A 20,629-nucleotide genomic window follows, 5' to 3' on the forward strand; every position below is an offset into this window, starting at 1 on the left:
GTGCCGTCAAAAGGTCGTCGGTGGCGAAAGGAATCCATGCGTTTGGTGTGGATTCGCAAGAAGTTAATTGATCACGGGCTGTAAGATTTACTGGGCTTAATGGTCCGAAGAATGGCCGCCTAATTTGTTAACTGCATAATGATTTACAGGAAGAAAGATATTTTTAATTGTGTGAACCTTTAACTTGCATAAATAGGTAAATGCGCATACAATGCCGGTGTTTAAGTAACTTTGATGTTGTGAAATATGGTCGTTTGTGTCGCCAAGATGATAGAAAGAAGGAAAAATCTTGGAAAAATATGACAATATTTTTATTGGTTTCGGCCAAGGCCCAAAGGTTCTTGCTAACACATTCAGGAAGCATGGCGAATCCGTCCTCAGTATAGAAGCAGATAAGTCTAAATATGGTGGTACATGCTTTACAGAAGGTTGTATTCCTTCAAAGGAGCTACTTTTCTTATCACAGCAGCAACAGAACGGTTTACCCCGTGAAAAGTATCGACAGGCCATTCTTGATAAAGATCGGACGGTCGAAAGTCTGCGGGATTATGGGTATCATATGATTGCAGATGGGGGAACCAATGTTATTAACGGAACCGGTTCTTTCATTGATAATCAACACGTTAAGGTCGTTTTCCCGGATGGTACTGATACAACATACGAAGGGAAACGGATTATTATAAACACCGGATCTGTCCCAATTATTCCGGATATTCCTGGTCTTGCTGGTAGCCGACATGTTTATGATAGCAAACGGCTGATGGATGAAAGAGAGTTGCCGGAGCGGCTTGTGATTATTGGTGCTGGCGCAATTGGACTTGAATTTGCGACGATCTATAGTAATTTTGGATCTAAAGTGACATTGGTTGAATCTGCTAGTCAATTTATGAGCAGAAGTCCACGTTCTGTGGCAAATGCAGTTCAAAAGAGCTTGGAGTCGCATGGTGTAAGGATTGTAACGGATGCGGTTGTTGATAACATTCATGATGCAGACATTGGGACAGAGGTCTCTGCAACATTGCATGGCGCAGAACCCATTTTACTCACGACTGATGCTGTTCTTGTTGCAACAGGACGTAAACCCAATATTTCAGGGCTTGGTTTGGAGAAGACAGATGTCCACGTTGTTCAAGGAAAAATCAGCCACGATGATCATCTTGAAACGGATGCTACTGGTATTTTTGTTGAAGGTGACGTCAAAGGTGGGCCCCAGTTAACCTCCATCTCTCTATCCGATAATCGGATTATTACAGATTATGTTTACGGTGATGGAACCAGCAGTGTCAGCGAGGAACAGGATGTCTTTCCGAGGACCGTTTTCTTAAATACACCATTATCGACTATTGGGATGTCTATCGATGAAGCAAGAAAAAGCAATCGAAAAATTGGGATTGCACGGATGACAGCTGCCGACACCTTACGTGCACGAATCACGGGTAATAACGATGGGTTTATGGAAGTATTGATCGATTTGGACACAAATCAGATTGCTGGTGCGACATTGTACATTGAGCATTCAGAGGAAATGATCAATTTGATTGCACTCGTAATCAAAGAACACTTACCTTACACCGTGTTGGCTCATATGACGTATACACATCCAGTTTCCAGTGAAATGCTTTCCTTTATGATGAATGCTGTCGAACCGTTAGAATAATAGTTATCTCCAATCAAATTTAAGAAACGGCATATCACAAAGCCCCCGTAATTGGATAAAAACCAGTTTCGGGGGCTTTACTGTAACCAAAGATAATTATGAAGTAAAAAAATAATTGCTAAATATTAAGTGGTGAAGCCGTCTTTGATATGAACGATGCTATGAACCAATTATTCACAGGTGCCCACAATTAAATAAAATAATTTAAAAGCTACCGACGATGACTAACATTTTAGTAGAGTTTAATATTAACCTGACATAAATCAGCATAAGACGTGCAAATGGCCGACAACTAGTGGTGGTTGTCGGCCATTTTTGTTTTATTAAATAGTTATCATTGTACGCTAAAACAAAGATGGTTAGAAACGTTGATAATTTAAGCGGTGAATTTGCCATCGCTTATTATTCTGGTGTTTAATCAGGCAATCTGAAATGAGTGTCATGGTGAAGTTGTAAGGTTCTGGCTCATTATCGATGCCGTGAATTAAAACTTGACCATGAACAAGTGCCACTAAGTCAAAGGTCGGTACGTCAATTGTCATGGTAACCAGTGTTTGTGGATTTATTAGGAACGACTGAATCATTTCGAGAATGGCTGCTTGACCAGCCCGTTCATGGCCATTGAACCTAAAGAAGGATTCAGTGCAAAATAATTCGGTTAGATTTTTTGCGTCCATATTCCTCCCAATTGTGGCGAAATACGTTTCTACAGTTTGCTTAACGGCAAGTTGCTTGTTTGCTCGTTTTGAACGGGCTTCATTTACATTAAACATGATCATTTCCTCCCAAACTTAGTAACGATTCATTAAAGCACTTGTTTTCAGGAACTAGGTTTACATTAATTCAATAGGACAAAAGTAGATATTAAAAAACCGATGTATCAGTTAAATTCCGATTGAAAATGTAGGTGGAGAACAATGGATAAAAAACGGGAAGATTTGAAAAATGAAATCGCTAAATTGATGAAATTCAAATTGTTTGAAATTGATCAAACAGGTCATGTATCTAAAGTTTTGTTGAGAGGAGAAATTGATGAAGGCGACCAAGAAATGATTACAGTCGCACACAGAGATGTTAGTGAGAAACAAGTGATCCTCCTGAATGTGGCGGCAAATCAGCGTAAGGGATTTTGTTTCATGGAAGAATCCGGGCAAATTCTATGTGGCATTTCACATGGTGGAATAGAGGAGTGGCAGATTCATTTAGCGGCACTATGCTTATACATTGGAATTTTGGGACAAGTACCCGTGGTTAGTTCAGTGACAATAAAGACCACGGTGCAAGATCAAAATAACGCTGAGGTTATTACTGCGGCTGAAGCTGTTGCGACTGAAAACTGGCCGCTAATGGCAGAAATTTTTCAAAGAAAGTTAATGAAAACGACTAACACTCAGGAGTATCTTGTTAGTTTGTCGTTAACGGTTGGTTTGTTCTTTGGGAAGCAATTACGAATTAATCAAGGATTGAAGCATGTGGCAAACCAAGTTCATCGATGGTGGATTCGCTTGCGAACGGGCAATGATGCTAGAAAACTGACGCGGCAACTTGTTACAGAGATGAATGTTGCCGCTGACACGTCTTTACAACATGTTGGTGATCGATTGGTTAACGAAGTTTTCACCGATATTAAAGAACACCTGACCGAGCGCTTATTAATTTCTGAAATTGCGCAGCACCTAGGTGTTTCTGCGGACTATTTAAATCGGCACTTTCATCAACAAACAGGTTGGAGACTTAAACAATATGTAACAAAGTGTAAAATTGAGCGTGCCAAGCAACTGTTAATGACAGAATCGGTCGCTGAGGTCTGCTATGACCTTAGCTTTAGTGATCAAAGCCACTTTGCCAAAGTCTTTCGTCAACAGATAGGAATGAACCCACTTGAGTTTAAGCGGGAAGAACGACAGTTGCAGATAAAGGAGCAGTAGAAATCGTGGCAGCCGTTGCAGGTTTTTGGTCATCTCGGGGGTGGGGCTTTAAGCGAGATAAGCTTGTGCATGTGGTTTCGCGTTTATGAATGTGGTCACGCATTTTTTGAAAATCTCCGGTTATCTTGAGAAATTTCTTCTATAATGGAAACTATTATAGTGGCTTTGAAATGGGAGTGAACGACTAGTGGCAACAATCACGACACAATTGCAGATAAACGCAAAGCACCACCAACGGTTTGTCCTGAGTGGGGAAGACGGTCAGGTTCTTGGGTGCGTTGAAACCCACGGGCTAATCGGGACGTGGAACATGTTTTTGGGGTGGCTGGTGTCACTGCCAATTCATGACGAAATGCAGGTCATGGAGAATCATTTACTGGTCGAATCAAAAGTGCGCTGGTTGGGCGCGAAGTACCGGATTTCGGTCAATCATCAGCCAGTTGCGGTGGTGGTGACACATAATTTTCGGGCCGGGTATCTGATTAACATTAAGAATGAATACTATCAATTAACGACAGGCCCTGGGGAAACGTCCTTTACCATTACTGCACCGGGCGTAACGCAGCCGTTATTGGCCCTGCGGCAATTACCGGGAACTGATGATCGATTTGTGATGACGGTCGGGCCAACGTTAGGCCTGTTAACTGGCACTGGGTTGGCCATGGCAATTCTGGCAGGTCACGGGAAATAGCTTTTACTGACAATTAGAAGAACAAAAAAACCGGGCGCAATGGATAATTATTACATCCACTGCGTCCGGTTTTTATTGGCGCTTTGTTTATTGAGCTGTGTATCCGCCGTCAACGACAAATTCTGAGCCAGTTGCAAATTTCGATTCATCTGAAGCAAGATAAACACAAATGTTGGCAATATCATCAGGTTCACCGATGTGGCCAACTGGCGTTAACTTCGCTTGCGCTTCTTCCATACCAGGGTGCGCATTAACCAATGGTGTCTTGATGTAACCAGGGTGGACCGTGTTAACACGAACACCGTAGTTTTGTTGAGCGGCGTACAATGCGGCTGACTTACTGAACAGCCGAACGCCACCCTTTGAGGCATTATAAGCGGCCAGTTGAGGATCACCAATGAAGCCTTCGATGGAAGACATGTTGATGATGGAACCACCGTGATCCTTCATGGCGATCATGCCGTACTTTGTCCCGTAAAAGACACCATCGAGGTTGATCCCCATTAATTGGTGCCATTCTTCGGCAGTTGTGTGTTCAACATCTTTTGCGATGGCGATTCCGGCGTTGTTGACGATGACGTCAAGTTTGCCAAAAACGGCCACCGTTTCGTCAATGACCTGTTTAAACCGTGCTTCGTCTGCTGCATCTTGTTGTAAATAGATGGCGTTATCGCCACCATTCAAGCCGGCAAGCGCTGCTTGACCATCCGCGTCATTGCGTGAGGTAATCACCACTTTTGCGCCTTCACGCAAGAAAGCGGCGGCACACGCGAGCCCAATACCCTTTGTCCCACCGGTGATGATTGCGACTTTATCCGTTAACCGTGCTGTCATGAATAAATCCTCCTCAATTGTAAGTGATTAGTGTAACCGCTTTTATTATCGCAGATTTATGCTGAGAATGGGAATAAATTCACAAAAAATAAATTTTAAATTTATCTTGCTTACTTTTCATAAGTAGGGTAAAGTAATCTCATCGACATACATAACCCGCTCTCGAACGGGAGCAAGTAACGGAGGAACAGGAAAATGAAGACAGATTTATTGGATTTGATGAAGCAACGGCGTTCAGTTTACAACTTGGGGAAGGATGTTAAGTTATCTCAAGATGAACTGACAACGATCGTACAGGACATTGTGAAGGAAGCCCCATCTGCCTTTAACAGCCAAACAACCCGTGTCGTTTTCGCTTATGGTGAATCACACAACAAGGTTTGGCAAATTGTTGAAGACACCTTGGAAAAGATCGTACCAGCAGATCAATTTGAAGGTACAAAGGCAAAGATTGAAAACTCATTTAAGGCCGGTTACGGCACGCTGTTATGGTTCACAGAAATGGACACAGTTGCTAACCTGGCTGAACAGTACCCAGCGATTGGCGAAAGCTTTGGTGACTGGTCTGAACAACACGTTGGGAACGCTCAATTTGCAGTGTGGACAGCCTTGGCTGAAAACGGTGTTGGGGCCTCAATTCAACATTACAATCCATTGATTGATGACGCCATCAAGGAAGCCTTTAACATCCCAGCTAGTTGGCGGTTGCGTAGTGAAATGCCATTTGGTTCAGTTGAAACCATGCCTGAAGACAAGGATTACATGGCAACGGACGACCGTTTCAAGATTTTTAACTAATGTAAAAGGGAGCAATCGACAATTGGGTCGGTTGCTCCTTTGCGTTATAAACCAAACGTTAGTGCTGAAATCGGTAAATTGGTCTATTTTTTAAGCGGGATGATTATCCTAGCAACTAAATAGTTTTGTTGCTGAGATTAATGGATTAAGAACCACTTTGATAAAGCATTGTAAACAATTTAATTTTGTAATATGTCATTTTGGTCTATAAAAATTCTGGTTAAATCGGTATAATGATAGTAATTAAACGACAATGTTAGGGGGAATCGATCATGCGAACATTGTTGATTGTGGCTGATGACCAGACGAACGTGCATCAATTAGTGGACCGACTCCAGAAATTTGGGAGCGGGTTCCGTTTCCGTTTGGCAACTGCTGATCCACGGGTTGCACGAAGCTGGCGGCAAAAGGGCCTTGAGGTCATGATTGGTGACCCAACGGACTTGCTATTTGTGGCCCAAGCACTGGTTGATGTCGAGATGTGGTATTTGGCTGTTTCAGACCACGTGAGTCGCAGCTGGTTAAAGGCGGCGTTATGGGTCCAAGCCCACTTCAACCGCCCGTTACAACGACTTGTCATTGCGGCAGTTCCGTTTGCACCGGCACTAACACAACGACTTCGCCAAAATGGCCTTCAGTTTACGTTTTTATATGAAGTTCAGTCGTTACCGTCAGGCGCGCTGATCGAAATTGCGGATGAACAGCGGCGGGTCGCCCGGCAGACAATGAGTGTTGCCGAACAGATTGACTTAGTGGCGACGTTATTGATCAGACCAGTGGTTGCAACAACCCTGGAAATCGCAAATTAATTTGTTTATAAACGAAAATCGGCGTCACCCCACAGCAGTTAGTGGGGTGACGCCGATTATTTAATTGTTGATTAATTATTGATCCGGGCAAACTGTAAGCTCAGCAAGCTGTTTGCTAAGGACCGATCGAACCGAGTGTTTTCAGGCCGGACGGTTTGAGGTACAAGGACAGCCCGATCTTGCTTAACGGCTGGCTTTGATGTAAATAGCCGGCGTAATTTTGTTGTGATGAGATTGCGGTGTTCTTCGGTTTCCATAACAGGTCCCTCCATTGAAAATAAAATTACTCCTTATAAATACCATCTTTTAACCGTATGGTCAATCAATAGCATTGCGAAAAGTCAAAATAGGTCAAAAATTTATAAATTGAGTGATTCATCTGAGTTGATTATCCTCAATTTGGTTGGGCATGTCGACCATTTTGCTCTGACATGGGCAGCTGTGCTCAATGGGAAAGCTCTCTGAGGTCACAAGTTGGTGGCTAAACCAACCAGAACCTAATAATAGTAGTGATACACAAATCTGTTTAAACATGTGAGCCTCCTGGCAAAAAAAGACGGCCGCCAACAGTAAGTGTCGGCGGCCGTCAGTAGGTTGATGTTAGTGTGCTGTGGTGGCAGATGCGGGTTCCTCATCGAAAATGGGGGTGGTGACAGTTTCACTATAGTGTGCGCCAACGGCCTTTGCATATAGCAACTGGCCGTTTTTATCCACGATGATGCCGGCAGCAATCATGTTTGCCATGGCCGTCTTGACGACCTCCGGGGTCAACGATTCGTTAACGGTCCGCAACTTGAGCCGGGCTGTCTTACCGGTTGCTGTTTTGAATTTCAAGTTAAGCTCTTTCATGTGGGTGCTCCTCCTTTTATGTGAACGAAAGCGGTTAGTCAGTCAGCGTTTGCTTGGATAAGATGGTGGTATCCGTGACCTGGTCATTTGACAGTGACGCGATGGCCTGACCAAATTGACGTAACTGAGCATCCGTTGCCGATTGGCTAACGCCAGCGTAGCTCCGTTTCAGTGGTGCAGGGTGGCTATCGCCGGTTAGTTCGAATTGGACGGTGCTTTTAAGCCATTTTTGAGCCATGAGAAGTCTCCTTTGCCTTGTGGGTGAGTGGGTGATGGATTGCAAGTGTGGCCACGCTTACAGTAATAGTAACGATTGAACCACGGCAAAGTGTAAATATAAAAAACACGACGTCTAAAGCAACTGGCGTCGTGTCTGATCAAAACGGTTATTGTTCGAGTCCTGCTTCGTATTGTTGTTGTAGCATGGTGATTGCCCGTGGCTCAACTTTTGGACTCACGTAGGGCTTGAAGGCCAACCGTCGCACCATGGGGTCGTTATCGCCGTACTGAAGGTCAAAGAGATCATGAACGCTGTTTGGTTCACCATGGTCGTTACTGTCGGCATAATTAAATGAAGCCCCGTTGACGAGGGCATTTCGTTCCGCCAGTGGGAGGGCCCGCACGTAAGCCGGGACGTCATTCACATTAGCAATCGTGGCCAACGGAACCGTTAAAAACGTTGGGACGGGAATTGTCGTAATGATGAACTCACTATGAAAATTGATGACCCGTTTAAAATTAGCCATTGGCAGTGCGGGGAGGACCCCGCGGACTAAAGTTTCTGGTTGCTTGTTGTGTAATCGTGACGAACTGGCCGTTGTGGCGGCTTGACCATGACGACGAGCGTCGCGGTCAAAGGCCATCAGGGCGCCGAGATCGGTTGTTTCGTCTTTGCCAAAGTGTTGGCGGATGAAGGCAACGTTATGATTATCAATGACGTAGCGCAACTGGTGGGTCATGCGGACATTTGCATCGTCTTGGGCCAGTCCTGATGGATATGCGGCCCGGACTGTTTGGGCCAGGGCGTGCCAAAACGGATCATTTGGGGCAAGGTCATCGGCAAACGGATTATCACTGATCAGATCACCGGTCGTCGTGCTCAAATGGGCGCCAAGCCCCGTGAACAACCGGTTTAATTTATCTCTGGCAGGGAGTGTACTGGCCGTAAACAAGGTTTTGAAGAGCACCCCGCCAGCGGTCCGGCTGCTTGCCTGCCAGTCACTGAACCCTGTGACAACGTTTGCGTCGTTGACGGTGGTTGCAATTCGTTTGGCAAGTGCCGTGAGGGCGGCTTCATCCCATCGCTGGTGATCGGCTAATTGAGTGAGCAGGTCAAAGGTTCCGTTGACATACTGTGGCATGGCGTCACCGGAAAGACTGGTGGGCGGTTGAATGAGTGAAACTAAAGTTTTGTGTTGAACCATAGGAAAGTCCTCCGTTTTAGCGTAAGGTTAACATATAATCGTGGGTGACGGAAAATAAACGCTGACAATGGTTGACATTTTGAAAGAACACTATAAAATAGTAAGTAAATTAATGGAGGGCACAACAATGACACCAATGGAAAATTTAAGTAATGCAGAATTGGCTGCGGCCATTAAACAACCCGGGAAGAAAATGCTATTCTTTACCGCAACCTGGTGCCCGGACTGTGCTTTTATCAAGCCAGTAATGCCAGATATTGAAAGTAAATATGATCAGTACCAATGGTTACACGTTGACCGTGATGCTAACTTGGACTTTGCTCAAGAACTTGGTGTAATGGGAATTCCAAGTTTTGTTGCGTTTGAAGATGGTCAAGAACTTGGCCGGTTTGCCAATGCAGACCGGAAGACCCGTGCAGAAGTTGAAAGCTTCATCAACACACTCGAAGGTCAACCAGCATAAATGACTAAATCAGAGTCACCCAGCTAATTTGCCGGGTGACTTTTTTATTTCAACGCGCACCGTGTGGTATGCTAAGTGAAAATAGGAGTGGGGTGCCGGAATGTTTTTTACAACAAGTGATCACGTACGATTGTCATATACAGATGAGGGGAGCGGGCAACCAATTGTCATCTTGACCGGCTTTGGCGGTGCTAAAGAAATTTGGCGTGCACAAGTGCCCGTTTTAGTGGCAGCAGGTTACCGGGTCATTAATGTGGATGCAAGAAATCAAGGTACCTCGCAGCATACAAGTAAGGGGTGCCGAATCAGCCGTCACGGGATGGATCTGGCGGAAATCATTGACCAATTGGCGTTGAGAAACGTCATCTTATTGGGGAATTCAATGGGCGCCGCAACCATTTTTGCTTACCTCTCACTATTTGGTGATGAGAATGTTGCCGCCGTTATCGACGTTGATCAGAGTCCAAAAATGATTAACGAACCGGGGTGGTCGTATGGCTTTAAGGATGTGACGTGGGCGGAATTTCCAGATTACTTCCGGATGCCGTTAGGGTCAGCGACGTTTAAGCACATTGACAACGATACGTATGCGCTGGTGCAACAGGTAGCGGCAACCCATCCGTTTGACGCGGCCATAAATGAACCCTTTTTATTCGATCATGCGTTCGCTGACTGGCGCGATGTTATTCGGCAATTAACCGTGCCACTACTGGTTATTGCGGGTGCCAAGTCGCCGTATTTCAATCCGGAATTTGCCCCTGTTGTGGCGGCGATGGCGCCAAGGGGCGCGGCGGTGATCATCCCTGATGCAGGTCACATTGTGATGGCTGAACAAAGTGCCGCGTTTAATGAAACACTGATGCCCTTTTTGGCGACGCTTGTTTAAGGACCGTTGAGCAAAACGTTTGTCTCAGTGACCACTCGTGATATACTGAACAAGATGAAGGCAGGCATGTTTAAAATCACGGAGGGTGTGTTTCGTCATGAGTGAACCAGAGTTGAATTATACAGAACAGGTATTGGCAGATGCACCAGACGGGAAGGACTATGTGTGGACGTCTGAGTATACGGGGCATAAGACGATGCCCATGAAAATTAAGCACGTTGATAACTGTGGGTTTGAATTTGATTTATCGCCAGCAGACTTTGCGGCAGGAAAGCGGTGCTACATCCATTTGCACTGCGGCTGGGTCGGATAGCATTTTATTGAAAAACGGTCGGCAATTACCGGATGATCAGGGACTCCGGAATTGCCGACCGCTTTAATTAATTGTAAGAAAAAAGACGTCCTCAACGGGACGCCAGCAAATGATAAACGACTGCTCGCTCACAGTTGGCGTTCATCGTGGATAGAAAACCTCTCCTATACTAATGACATTGTAACACGATAGTCTTGCTTATACAAACGATAGACCAATTTTAATAGTAATTTTGATTGTCTAAAATCAATAATCAGTAATTGTGGGTCTTAACTAGCGGCACCGTGAATTTCTGGTACAATTGAATTACGGGTTAAGTTTGCTGAAATAAGGAGAATGGATTATGTGGAAAAAAGTTGCGGCAGCAGTGACTGTTTTAATGTGTTTAGTGGTCTTAACTGCTTGTGGACGGAAAAGTTACGCAGGGGTTCAGTTATCGGACAAAAAGTATGAACGGGTCCAAACCTCAAACAAAAACATTGAGGCGTTAGTAACTGCGCTACAGAAGTTTCGTTATGATGATGATAAAAGTGCCCAACGGGTTTACAATGCCGCTGATAAATTAAACAAATCGTTGCAACCAGGATTAAGCACGAACCAACGGCACCATTTGGATGTTGCTTTGGGTTCTGGCACAACGGGTGTCAAAGGGATCGTCCAAAACGCCGCTAGCAAAGAATACGACTTTGACGATGAAGTCGCATCACAATTTCATGCGAACTTCCGGATTGTCTTTGATTTAGCTGCCTTCCCAATTGGCCATTCTGAACAACAACGCAATAAGGTTGAGACGCAAATGCGGAAAGACACCAATGCGGACACAGAATTGTACAAAATTGGTGGTCAGGACTAGATTGTTGGCAATCAATTTATAATGATTTAGTAAAGAAAGGGCCATAAACCTTAAGAAGGCTTATTAATTGCGACTTCGCCAAATAAATTGCTACACTAGATTTAATAAAGAGCGGCAATTTAGTCAGGAGGGGTTTAGATGATTGCAGTTGTAATCCTAGTTGTTGTGTTAATTGGTAGTGGCGTATGGGAAATGATGAATCATTCATCTACTGCCCATTTGACGACAAATAAAACAACGACGCGACCAGAGGGCCCTAAGCAACGGTCATTACGTCATTAATAATGAATAAAGCTTGATAAAAGTGGACCCGCCGCTGGTGGGGTCACTTTTTTGTTTTTACGCCGCCACGTGCCCAGAGGAGGCGGGATTAACTAAACTGATTTAAGAAAAATCTGGTGATGTGTTGACGCACCAGTTGTTATTTGGTAAACTCGTAACGTTGTAATTGTGGACTTCCACACTGCAACCGCACATGCTAAGTCTTAAGTTTAGTTCATTTCGGTGGGCTGGCGCTTAGTTTTGGCGAGTCTGAGATTCTAATTTAAGGAGGTGCACAACGTGTACGCAATTATCAAAACTGGTGGTAAGCAATACAAGGTTGAAAAGGGTTCACCTATCTTTGTTGAAAAACTTGATGCAAAGGAAGGCGACAAGGTTACCTTTGACGAAGTTGTTTTGGTTGCTAGCCGTGCCATTAAAGTAGGAACACCTTTTGTTGAAGGTGCTTCAGTTACTGGGACTGTTGAAAAGCAAGGCAAGGAAAAGAAGGTTGTTACCTTCAAGTACAAAGCCAAGAAGAACCAACACACTAAGACGGGACACCGTCAACCTTACACGCGTGTTATGATCGATGACATTGAAGGCGCTGCAGCCTCAAAGTAATGTCGTTTGCTTCAGAACCGCTCGCTTAAACCACGCTAAGAAGATATGATAAAAGTTGATATTTCAAGAAATGCCCAGCACCAGCTGACCACGTTTATCATGACGGGTCACGCTGGCGCGGGGGAATACGGTGAAGACATTGTGTGCGCTGCTGTGTCAGTGCTCGCAATAACCACTGTTAATGCTTTAGATGCAGTGGCCGGGGTTCACCCGGAAATTACATCAGATGATGATAACGGTGGCTACTTGAAAGTGGTCATGCATGATCGCAATCAAGCCGCGGAGACGATTCTCGCAACGTTCACATTGGGACTAACGCAGGTCGCTCAGAAATACTCACAGTTCATGACGATTAGTGATGGTCACTTTATTTAATGGAGGTGTAACCACATGTTATTGGATATGAATTTACAATTCTTCGCTCACCATAAGGGGGGCGGATCAACTGCCAACGGTCGTGATTCAGCTGGTCGTCGTTTAGGGACTAAACGTGCCGACGGTCAACAGATCAACGCCGGTTCCATCATCTACCGTCAACGCGGTACGCACATCTTACCAGGCCTTAACGTAGGTCGCGGTGGCGATGACACGTTATTTGCATTGACTGATGGTGTTGTTAAGTTTGAACGTAAGGGTAAGGATCGCCGTCAGGTATCTGTTTACCCAGCTGTTGAAGCTGAATAATTAAGCAGTCAAACGGGTTTAATGTGCAAACATTAAGCTCGTTTTTTTATTTTGTTAAGTCGCGAGAGGAGTGGGGTTAATGATCAGTGAACAACGCACAGCCCTGGTTCAAGCCCAGTTGGCTAAGTTTCGGATCGATGCGCTATTGGTGACGGATGTGACTAATTTGCAGTATCTAACCGGACTGGCTGACTTAGAGGGTTGTTTAGTGATAACCCAAACGTCAGTGGCCCTCATTACCGACCGCCGGTTTGAAACGGTCGCGCAAGCGGTTCTCCCAGCAACAGTTGACGTTATTTTGACGCGAGACTACTGGCAAGCCGTGGTGAATTTCACCCAATCTGCACGCATTGATGTGCTTGGCTTTGAAGATTCAATGCCGTATGCGGTGTGGTCGTGGCTGGACGAAATGCTCCTGGCGGACTTTGTCGGGTTAACGGGTGTTGTTGAGGCCGTTCGTCGCTTTAAGGCACCGGCAGAGCAAGCGGCGTTACGTAAATCGTGTGCAGTGGCCGTTGCTGGCTACGCAGCCCTCGTGGCCCATGTTCACGTGGGGATGACGGAACGTGAAGTGGCTAACTGGCTGGACGCATGGATGCGTGATCATGGGGCGGCACACGCCTCGTTTGAAACGATTGTCGCTAGTGGTGTCCGGGCGGCTGAACCCCATGGTGCGGCAACGACCAAGCCGTTAGCACTAGGGGAGCTTGTCACAGTCGATTTCGGTTATTATGTTGATGAGTACACGTCGGACATGACGCGGACGTTTGCCTTAGGAACCCCCGCACCGGAATTGGTGACGATCTATAAGGCCGTTCAGACGGCAAACGAAGCCGTGATCAATGCGGTAAAACCGGGGGTTACCGGGCCAATGTTGGATCAAACCGGTCGTGAACTCATCGAAAATGCCGGTTATGGCGCAGCATTTAATCACGGGATGGGGCACGGAATTGGGTTGTCGATCCACGAAATGCCGGTAAGCTACAGCGCCATGAGTGATTATGTGGCTCAAACCAATGAAATTCTCACGGTTGAACCCGGAATTTACGTTCCTGGCCTTGGTGGCGTGCGGATCGAAGACGATGTACTGGTGACGGCAACCGGTGTTGAAATCCTCACACCAGCCCCAAAAACGTTACAAATTTTGTGAGTGATTGAATCCCCTGCTATTGCAACGGCGGGGCGCGTTACTGTATACTGAACAAGAATGAATTTTAGGAGGAACAATTATGTCAATCTCAACTGCAGATTTTAAAAACGGCCTTACGATTGAAGTCGATCATGCTATCTGGCGGATCGTGGAATTCCAACACGTTAAGCCCGGAAAGGGTGGCGCGTTTGTCCGTTCTAAGTTAAAGAACTTACGGACTGGTGCCGTTCAAGAAAAGACTTTCCGTGCCGGTGCAAAGATGGAATTAGCTGAAATTGCCCAGGCAAAGATGCAGTACCTGTACAACGATGGTGCTAATTACGTGTTCATGGACACGGATACGTATGACCAAGTTTCCATTCCAAACGATCAAATGAAGGATGCTTCTAAGTACCTGTTGGAAAACATGGAAGTCAGCGTAACGTCATTTGGTAACGAAATCTTGGGTGTTGAAGTGCCTAACACCGTTACATTAGAAGTTGCTGAAACAGAACCCGGCATCCGTGGCGACACGGCTACTGGTGGCTCAAAGCCTGCAACCATGGAAACTGGTTTGGTTGTTCAAGTGCCATTCTTTGTTAACGCAGGGGACAAGTTGATCATTAACACGCAAGAAGCTTCATACGTTTCTCGCGCGTAGTTCAGATTGGAGGCCATTATGCCTGAAGTCAATAACATTACATTGAACCAACCGGCTGATGCTTTAGGAACCATTGAAATCGCGGCGGACGTTTTGGAAATTATTGTTGGTGCAGCGGCAAGCCAAGTAGACGGTGTGAACCGGATGCGGGGCACGATTGCAAACAACGTTTCCGAACTGTTCGGCCGGACGGAACTTAGCAAGGGTGTTAAACTCAGCATCGATCACGACACCATTTCTGTCGATGTGTTTGTTTACCTTGACTATGGGGTTAATGTGCCTAAGGTTGCTTTAGCAATGCAGGATAAAGTGAAGCAACAAGTTTCATTGATGACTGAATTAGCCATCAACGAAGTGAACGTGCACATCGTTGGCATCGTTCCAGAAAAAAATGACTCAGAGATTGACCCTGACGATATTTTTGGCGATCATGCACAGGCCACGGATGTAACGGGGACCCAGTCTAGTAAAGATGGTGACCGGTAGTGGAGTTAACGAGACATCAAATTAGAGCAATCGCGTTTCAAGTTCTTTTTGCAAAGAATGCGAACGCCGACGCTGATTTAGACGCGTTGTATCGGCAATTATTGTCGACAGCAGACGATCAGCCAACCATTGTGCCAGAGTACCTCGTAACCTTGGTTAACGGTGTTTTGGCGAAAACGCCAGAGCTAGATGAACAAATTGGTCAAAACTTGGCTGACAAGTGGACGGTTAAACGACTGTCAAATCCCGATTTGATCATTCTCCGGTTAGGTTTGTACGAGATGGAATTTTCCGCAGAAGTACCAACCCGGGTTGCGTTAAACGAAGCCCTGGAGCTTGCTAAAGAATTTTCCGATGATACATCACGCCGTTTTGTTAACGGGGTGCTTTCAAAACTCTTCGATGAGGCTGATCGCACCGCTGAATAGTCGGCTTAACACCAGTTTTTGTTGTAACGAAGTTCCGTTGATGAAATTCGCGGAGCCGTTATGAGAAAGACTGGTGTTTTTGTGTCAACTGGGCATAATTGAGCGAGGAGATTGGTCCGGAATGTACATTTATCGGGGCTGAATGTGGTAAAATTTATGCAGTATAAAATAATAAAGGGGCGATGACATGACGGCGACAATCATTGATGGACGGCAAATTGCCAAGGAATTAAACGAACAAACAGCTGTCCAAACGGCAGCATTGACGCAACAAGGTGTCATTCCTGGCTTAGCAGTCATTATGGTCGGTGATGACCCAGCAAGTGCCATTTATGTCCGTAACAAGGAACGACGGGCGGCTAAATTGAAATTTAATTCAGTGGTTAAGCGGCTCCCGGAAACTGCTTCGCAGGCGAAAGTAATTGCCCTGGTGGAACGATACAATCAGGATCCTGAAATTCACGGAATCCTTGTTCAGTCGCCAATGCCAGCACAGATTGATGAGGCGGCGGTGGTGCTCGCCATTGATCCGAAAAAGGATGTCGATGGCCTTCACCCAACTAACTTGGGACGGCTGTTTGCTGATATTGGGGATCATTATCCAGTGGCTTGTACCCCAAAGGGGATCATGACGATGCTTCACCATGAACAGGTGCCACTGGCAGGTAAACAGGTCGTGATGATCGGCCGGAGCCGACTGGTTGGAAAACCCATGATGGCACTACTGAATAATGCAAACGCAACGGTGACACTGGCGCATCGGTATACGGATGACTTAGCATCACTTACCCAAGCGGCAGACGTGGTGATTGTTGCCGTTGGTCAGGCCGATTTATTAACGGCGGCCATGGTGAAACCTGGTGCCACGGTGATCGACGTTGGCATGAACCGGCGTGAAGACGGAACGTTAACGGGTGATGCTGCCGCTGATGTTGAAACAGTGGCTGGTCGGCTAACGCCCGTTCCTGGTGGGGTTGGCCCAATGACGATCGCAACGTTAATGCAGCAGACCGTGCAGTTAGCGGCGTGGCAAACGGGTAAGCAGGTGACCGACTAATGTCAGAACCAGAGTATTTAACGGTCACCACGTTGACCCGGTACCTCAAGCGTAAGTTTGACGCTGATCCATACCTTGGCCGGGTTTACCTAACGGGTGAAATTTCTAACTTTCGCCCCCGGCCCAATGCCCATCAGTACTTCAGTTTGAAGGACGACCACGCAAAAATTAGTGCCATCATGTTTAAATCAGCGTTTAGTAAGGTGAAATTTCAGCCTGAAGAAGGCATGAAGGTGCTGGTGACCGGGCGGATCTCCTTGTACGAGGCGTCTGGAAGCTACCAAATCTATGTGGAGCGAATGGAGCCAGATGGGGTTGGGGCACTGTACCAAGCGTACGAGCAGCTGAAGAAGAAGCTGGCGGCGGAAGGCTTGTTTGCACAGGCCAAACGACCACTTCCTCGTTATCCAAAGCGGATCGCAGTCATTACGAGTCCTTCCGGTGCCGTGATTCGGGACATCATTACGACAACGAGACGCCGGTATCCCATCGCGCAGCTGGTGTTATTTCCCGCCCAGGTTCAGGGGGATGCCGCAGCCGCAGAATTAACTGCGCGCATTCAGCAGGTAAACGCCCGTGGCGATTTCGATACGCTAATTATTGGCCGTGGTGGTGGGTCCATCGAAGACCTCTGGCCGTTTAACGAGGAAATAGTGGCGCGGGCAATCGCTGACAGTGCGATTCCAGTGATTTCATCCGTTGGGCATGAAACGGATACGACAATTGCCGATCTTGTGGCCGATGTACGGGCGGCAACCCCGACTGCGGCGGCCGAATTAGCCACACCGGTACTGAGTGAAACACTTTTGGGGTTAACCCAATTACGGAACCGTTTATTTCAAACCCTTGAAACAAAGGTGAAGGTGGGGCGGCAACAGTTGGCCCGGGTCCAACAGGCCTACGTCTTTACGCAACCCCAGCGGTTGTACGAAGGGTACGCACAGCGTGTGGGTCAATTGACCGACCAATTACAGCACGCGCAACAACAAATTCTTGCGGGGAAACAGCAACAGTTTGTCACCGTCCATGCCCGTTTAAATAGTCGGTTGCTATCGACACGACTAACGCGGTTACAGGATCAATTGACCCGGCAACAGCAACAACTTGACCGCGTGCAAACAACGTTTATTCAGGAGCGGCAGACGACAGTGGCTGGTTTAATTGAACAGCTCGATCTTTTAAGCCCGCTCAAGGTGATGACCCGTGGATATAGCTACGTGACGCAGGATGATCAGGTGGTTAAATCTGCCCGCCAATTAGTTGTTGGCGAACAGGTAACGTTGCACCTAGCTGATGGTCAAGCACAGGCAACCATTAAAACAACAACAGAGGAGCAAACAGATGGCAAGTGAAGAAAAGAAGCAGCCGACCTTTGAAGAAAATTTAGCGACCCTCCAAGAAATTGTGAATCAATTGGAACAGGGTGATGTGCCGTTAGAAACGGCGTTGACGCAGTTTCAAGCGGGCGTTAAATTAAGCAAGCAGCTGCAAGATACCCTGACTAATGCTGAACAGACATTGACCAAAATGATGGATGAAAATGGCAATGAGACCGCCTTTGAAACGGCACAACCAGCGGATGGCAATGATGAATGAGCGACTAACGACGTTTGAAACAACCTACGGCCCGCAAATTGAGGTCTGCTTAGCAGACCGGATGTCATCAGCGGCAAACCAAGAACAACTAGCGGCGGCCATGCGGTACTCGGTTATGGCGGGTGGCAAACGGTTGCGACCGTTGCTGACACTTGCGGTGCTGATCAGTGCCCAGGTTTCGGTAACACCAGCACGGTTGCAGGTGGCCTGTGCGTTGGAGTTGGTTCACACGTATTCCTTGATCCATGATGATTTGCCAGCCATGGATAATGATGATCTTCGCCGTGGTAAGCCAACCAATCATAAGAAATATGGTGAGGATGTTGCCATTTTGGCCGGTGACGGGTTGCAAACGTTGGCATTTGATTGGCTGGCCCACGTTGAACTCCCTGCTGACGAACGGTTGGCGTTAGTTCAGGCATTAGCGACTGCTGCCGGTCCGTTTGGGATGGTGGCTGGTCAGGCCGAAGACGTCACCACAACGGGCCATCGGATCGACTTGGCGCGGTTACAAGCCTTGCACCGCCGCAAGACCGGCGCGTTACTGATTGATGCCGTGGAGGCTGGGGCCATCATGGCCCATGTAACAGCAGCCCAGCGGCAGCGCTTGGTGGCGTTTGGTAATGCGTTTGGGCTAGCCTTTCAGATTTATGACGACATTTTGGATGAGACCAAAACGGCGACTGAATTGGGGAAGACACCGCATAAAGACGAGGCAGAGGGGAAGAATACCTACCCACAACTGCTTGGGATGGCTGCGGCACAAGCAGCGTTACAAGAAGGTCTGGCTCAGGCTGAGGCAAGTTGCCGTGAGCTAACAGCATTGGGCTTAGACGGGGCCGTTTTGGCCGCCTTATTGAGTTATTTTGAGGTTAATTAAGAGAGGAAAAATCAGTAATGGAAAAGCAACGGGTGGACATTCTCCTAGTTGAACAGGGGCTCTTCACATCGCGTGAACAGGCTAAACGGGCCGTTATGGCTGGTGAAGTGTTGGGTAAAAATGAAGAACGATTAGATAAACCAGGAGAAAAGATCCCAACGGATACGGAGCTGCACATCAAAGGTGCACCCATGCCGTATGTGAGCCGTGGGGGCTTTAAGCTGGAAAAGGCACTGACTGTGTTTGACATTAGCGTTGCCGACCAGGTCGTGTTGGACATTGGGTCATCAACTGGTGGATTTACGGACGTGATGCTTCAAAACGGGGCCAAGTTATCATACGCCCTGGATGTTGGGAGTAACCAACTGGTGTGGAAGCTCCGTGAAGATCCCCGGGTGGTCGTGATGGAACACACGAACTTTCGTTACGCTAAGCCAACAGACTTTACCCACGGATTGCCAACGTTTAGTAGTATCGACGTGTCGTTTATTTCACTGCACCTGATCCTACCGAACCTTAAAACGATTTTACAGCCTGAAGGGCACGTGGTGGCCTTGATCAAACCGCAGTTTGAAGCCGGAAAAAACAAGGTCGGCAAGCACGGGATCGTGAAGGATCCAGCGGTTCACGAAGCCGTCTTGAACGATATTGTCGCGTTTGCAACAGAAACAGGGTACGATGTGGCCGGTCTTGATTTTTCACCCATTAAAGGTGGCGGCGGGAACATCGAATTTTTGATTCACCTGGTGAATGCAGAAACGACCGGGACGGTTGCGGCAAACGTTTCGGTAAAAGAGACCTTGGCAGCGGCCAACACACAGTTAAATCAAAAGGTGAATGAAGCGGATGATTAAAAAACAGGAACGACAAGCAGTGATTCGCCGGGTGGTCGCCAACAACGTTGTGCGCACCCAAACGGAACTTGTGGGTTTACTTGGTGATGAGGGCCTGGATGTCACGCAAGCGACCGTGTCGCGGGACATCACAGAGCTACAATTAATTAAAATGCCGGATGACGAGGGCCACACCTACTACACGTTTGCTGCTGACCGGCCGGTTGATGGTGAAGCCAAGCTGCGCCGCAACTTAAACGGAAACGTCATCAACATTAGCGTGAATGACCACTTTTGTTTGCTCAACGTCTTGCCTGGTAACGGACCCGTTATTGGTAGTTTGATCAAACAATTAAAGTATCCCGAAGTGTTTGGCGTCTTGAGTGACGATAGCACCGTTTTGGTCATCGCCACGGATGCTGCCAGTGCGCAAAAGACACAGGACCGGTTCATCACCCTGGGAACACAGCGATAAACGGAGGGCG

At 46.9% G+C, this 20,629-nt stretch carries 29 protein-coding genes and 1 other annotated feature; of the genes, 23 read left to right on the forward strand and 6 right to left on the reverse strand.

Going from position 1 to position 20,629, the window contains the following annotated elements:
* Positions 1 to 289: 289 nt before the first annotated feature.
* Positions 290 to 1,657 (forward strand): FAD-dependent oxidoreductase, encoded by a 1,368-nt coding sequence (locus tag ACRYI5_RS01825; RefSeq protein ID WP_448224073.1) that lies wholly within the window; start codon positions 290 to 292, stop codon positions 1,655 to 1,657.
* Positions 1,658 to 2,016: 359 nt separating this feature from the next.
* Here the strand turns inward: ACRYI5_RS01825 and ACRYI5_RS01830 are convergent, their stop codons facing one another.
* On the reverse strand, positions 2,017 to 2,430 hold the full coding sequence (locus tag ACRYI5_RS01830; RefSeq protein ID WP_448224074.1) for a hypothetical protein: 414 nt from the start codon (positions 2,428 to 2,430) through the stop codon (positions 2,017 to 2,019).
* A gap of 144 nt (positions 2,431 to 2,574) precedes the next feature.
* On the opposite strand from ACRYI5_RS01830, the gene ACRYI5_RS01835 reads away from it, so the two are divergent.
* Both ACRYI5_RS01835 and ACRYI5_RS01840 read left to right on the forward strand, forming a co-directional pair.
* Complete coding sequence (locus ACRYI5_RS01835; protein WP_448224075.1) at positions 2,575 to 3,585, forward strand: helix-turn-helix domain-containing protein; 1,011 nt, start codon at positions 2,575 to 2,577, stop codon at positions 3,583 to 3,585.
* A 187-nt stretch (positions 3,586 to 3,772) separates the two neighbouring features.
* Positions 3,773 to 4,276, forward strand: a complete 504-nt coding sequence (locus tag ACRYI5_RS01840; RefSeq protein WP_407878291.1) for a hypothetical protein — start codon at positions 3,773 to 3,775, stop codon at positions 4,274 to 4,276.
* Between the two features lie 87 nt (positions 4,277 to 4,363).
* On the opposite strand, the gene ACRYI5_RS01845 is transcribed toward ACRYI5_RS01840, so the two are convergent.
* Complete coding sequence (locus ACRYI5_RS01845) at positions 4,364 to 5,110, reverse strand: glucose 1-dehydrogenase (protein WP_448224076.1); 747 nt, start codon at positions 5,108 to 5,110, stop codon at positions 4,364 to 4,366.
* 195 nt (positions 5,111 to 5,305) lie between these two features.
* Here ACRYI5_RS01845 and ACRYI5_RS01850 point away from each other — a divergent pair, with 195 nt between their 5' ends.
* On the forward strand, positions 5,306 to 5,908 hold the full coding sequence (locus ACRYI5_RS01850; protein ID WP_407878293.1) for a nitroreductase family protein: 603 nt from the start codon (positions 5,306 to 5,308) through the stop codon (positions 5,906 to 5,908).
* 272 nt (positions 5,909 to 6,180) lie between these two features.
* Positions 6,181 to 6,717, forward strand: coding sequence for a hypothetical protein (locus tag ACRYI5_RS01855; protein ID WP_448224077.1), 537 nt, complete (start codon positions 6,181 to 6,183; stop codon positions 6,715 to 6,717).
* A 71-nt stretch (positions 6,718 to 6,788) separates the two neighbouring features.
* Here ACRYI5_RS01855 and ACRYI5_RS01860 read toward each other — a convergent pair whose 3' ends face one another.
* The 4 genes from ACRYI5_RS01860 to ACRYI5_RS01875 form a co-directional block, all read right to left on the reverse strand.
* Positions 6,789 to 6,974 carry a hypothetical protein gene (locus ACRYI5_RS01860; RefSeq protein ID WP_407878295.1) on the reverse strand — a complete coding sequence of 62 codons (186 nt, stop codon included), beginning with the start codon at positions 6,972 to 6,974 and terminating at the stop codon, positions 6,789 to 6,791.
* 343 nt (positions 6,975 to 7,317) lie between these two features.
* Complete coding sequence (locus ACRYI5_RS01865; protein ID WP_448224078.1) at positions 7,318 to 7,566, reverse strand: DUF2922 domain-containing protein; 249 nt, start codon at positions 7,564 to 7,566, stop codon at positions 7,318 to 7,320.
* 34 nt (positions 7,567 to 7,600) lie between these two features.
* Positions 7,601 to 7,804: a DUF1659 domain-containing protein gene (locus tag ACRYI5_RS01870; RefSeq protein ID WP_407878297.1), complete on the reverse strand. Its 204-nt coding sequence runs from the start codon at positions 7,802 to 7,804 to the stop codon at positions 7,601 to 7,603.
* A gap of 148 nt (positions 7,805 to 7,952) precedes the next feature.
* On the reverse strand, positions 7,953 to 8,990 hold the full coding sequence (locus ACRYI5_RS01875; RefSeq protein ID WP_448224079.1) for a DUF3114 domain-containing protein: 1,038 nt from the start codon (positions 8,988 to 8,990) through the stop codon (positions 7,953 to 7,955).
* 127 nt (positions 8,991 to 9,117) lie between these two features.
* Between ACRYI5_RS01875 and ACRYI5_RS01880 the strand changes: the two genes are divergently transcribed.
* The 18 genes from ACRYI5_RS01880 to ACRYI5_RS01965 all read left to right on the forward strand — a co-directional run bounded on the left by ACRYI5_RS01880 (position 9,118) and on the right by ACRYI5_RS01965 (position 20,619).
* Positions 9,118 to 9,453, forward strand: a complete 336-nt coding sequence (locus ACRYI5_RS01880) for a thioredoxin family protein (protein WP_448224080.1) — start codon at positions 9,118 to 9,120, stop codon at positions 9,451 to 9,453.
* Between the two features lie 100 nt (positions 9,454 to 9,553).
* The gene (locus ACRYI5_RS01885) at positions 9,554 to 10,339 is read left to right on the forward strand and encodes an alpha/beta fold hydrolase (protein ID WP_448224081.1); all 786 of its coding nucleotides are present in this window, start codon (positions 9,554 to 9,556) and stop codon (positions 10,337 to 10,339) included.
* A 97-nt stretch (positions 10,340 to 10,436) separates the two neighbouring features.
* On the forward strand, positions 10,437 to 10,652 hold the full coding sequence (locus tag ACRYI5_RS01890) for a hypothetical protein (protein ID WP_448224082.1): 216 nt from the start codon (positions 10,437 to 10,439) through the stop codon (positions 10,650 to 10,652).
* Positions 10,653 to 10,995: 343 nt separating this feature from the next.
* Positions 10,996 to 11,505 carry a hypothetical protein gene (locus tag ACRYI5_RS01895; protein WP_407878303.1) on the forward strand — a complete coding sequence of 170 codons (510 nt, stop codon included), beginning with the start codon at positions 10,996 to 10,998 and terminating at the stop codon, positions 11,503 to 11,505.
* 138 nt (positions 11,506 to 11,643) lie between these two features.
* Positions 11,644 to 11,787, forward strand: coding sequence for a hypothetical protein (locus ACRYI5_RS01900; RefSeq protein WP_448224083.1), 144 nt, complete (start codon positions 11,644 to 11,646; stop codon positions 11,785 to 11,787).
* Positions 11,788 to 11,962: 175 nt separating this feature from the next.
* Positions 11,963 to 12,048: a sequence feature (ribosomal protein L21 leader region), on the forward strand.
* Positions 12,049 to 12,066: 18 nt separating this feature from the next.
* Positions 12,067 to 12,390 carry a 50S ribosomal protein L21 gene (gene rplU / locus ACRYI5_RS01905; RefSeq protein ID WP_407878305.1) on the forward strand — a complete coding sequence of 108 codons (324 nt, stop codon included), beginning with the start codon at positions 12,067 to 12,069 and terminating at the stop codon, positions 12,388 to 12,390.
* 45 nt (positions 12,391 to 12,435) lie between these two features.
* A complete protein-coding gene (locus ACRYI5_RS01910; RefSeq protein WP_448224084.1) occupies positions 12,436 to 12,765 on the forward strand; it encodes a ribosomal-processing cysteine protease Prp in 330 nt (109 codons plus the stop codon).
* A gap of 15 nt (positions 12,766 to 12,780) precedes the next feature.
* The gene (rpmA, locus tag ACRYI5_RS01915) at positions 12,781 to 13,074 is read left to right on the forward strand and encodes a 50S ribosomal protein L27 (RefSeq protein ID WP_407878308.1); all 294 of its coding nucleotides are present in this window, start codon (positions 12,781 to 12,783) and stop codon (positions 13,072 to 13,074) included.
* A gap of 79 nt (positions 13,075 to 13,153) precedes the next feature.
* Positions 13,154 to 14,224 (forward strand): M24 family metallopeptidase, encoded by a 1,071-nt coding sequence (locus tag ACRYI5_RS01920; protein WP_448224085.1) that lies wholly within the window; start codon positions 13,154 to 13,156, stop codon positions 14,222 to 14,224.
* A 79-nt stretch (positions 14,225 to 14,303) separates the two neighbouring features.
* On the forward strand, positions 14,304 to 14,864 hold the full coding sequence (gene efp / locus ACRYI5_RS01925) for an elongation factor P (protein ID WP_407878313.1): 561 nt from the start codon (positions 14,304 to 14,306) through the stop codon (positions 14,862 to 14,864).
* A gap of 18 nt (positions 14,865 to 14,882) precedes the next feature.
* Positions 14,883 to 15,350 carry an Asp23/Gls24 family envelope stress response protein gene (locus tag ACRYI5_RS01930; RefSeq protein WP_407878314.1) on the forward strand — a complete coding sequence of 156 codons (468 nt, stop codon included), beginning with the start codon at positions 14,883 to 14,885 and terminating at the stop codon, positions 15,348 to 15,350.
* On the forward strand, positions 15,350 to 15,778 hold the full coding sequence (gene nusB, locus ACRYI5_RS01935; protein ID WP_407878316.1) for a transcription antitermination factor NusB: 429 nt from the start codon (positions 15,350 to 15,352) through the stop codon (positions 15,776 to 15,778). The genes ACRYI5_RS01930 and nusB overlap by 1 nt, the downstream gene beginning before the upstream one ends.
* 187 nt (positions 15,779 to 15,965) lie before the next feature.
* On the forward strand, positions 15,966 to 16,835 hold the full coding sequence (locus ACRYI5_RS01940) for a bifunctional 5,10-methylenetetrahydrofolate dehydrogenase/5,10-methenyltetrahydrofolate cyclohydrolase (RefSeq protein WP_448224086.1): 870 nt from the start codon (positions 15,966 to 15,968) through the stop codon (positions 16,833 to 16,835).
* Positions 16,835 to 18,187: an exodeoxyribonuclease VII large subunit gene (gene xseA, locus ACRYI5_RS01945; protein ID WP_448224087.1), complete on the forward strand. Its 1,353-nt coding sequence runs from the start codon at positions 16,835 to 16,837 to the stop codon at positions 18,185 to 18,187. The genes ACRYI5_RS01940 and xseA overlap by 1 nt, the downstream gene beginning before the upstream one ends.
* Positions 18,177 to 18,431 carry an exodeoxyribonuclease VII small subunit gene (locus ACRYI5_RS01950; RefSeq protein WP_448224088.1) on the forward strand — a complete coding sequence of 85 codons (255 nt, stop codon included), beginning with the start codon at positions 18,177 to 18,179 and terminating at the stop codon, positions 18,429 to 18,431. The genes xseA and ACRYI5_RS01950 overlap by 11 nt, the downstream gene beginning before the upstream one ends.
* Positions 18,421 to 19,311, forward strand: coding sequence for a polyprenyl synthetase family protein (locus ACRYI5_RS01955; RefSeq protein WP_448224297.1), 891 nt, complete (start codon positions 18,421 to 18,423; stop codon positions 19,309 to 19,311). The genes ACRYI5_RS01950 and ACRYI5_RS01955 overlap by 11 nt, the downstream gene beginning before the upstream one ends.
* A 17-nt stretch (positions 19,312 to 19,328) precedes the next feature.
* Positions 19,329 to 20,165: a TlyA family RNA methyltransferase gene (locus tag ACRYI5_RS01960; protein ID WP_407878322.1), complete on the forward strand. Its 837-nt coding sequence runs from the start codon at positions 19,329 to 19,331 to the stop codon at positions 20,163 to 20,165.
* Positions 20,158 to 20,619, forward strand: a complete 462-nt coding sequence (locus ACRYI5_RS01965; protein ID WP_407878324.1) for an arginine repressor — start codon at positions 20,158 to 20,160, stop codon at positions 20,617 to 20,619. The genes ACRYI5_RS01960 and ACRYI5_RS01965 overlap by 8 nt, the downstream gene beginning before the upstream one ends.
* The last annotated feature ends 10 nt before the right edge of the window (positions 20,620 to 20,629 follow it).

The organism is Furfurilactobacillus sp. WILCCON 0119 (genome assembly GCF_053471565.1).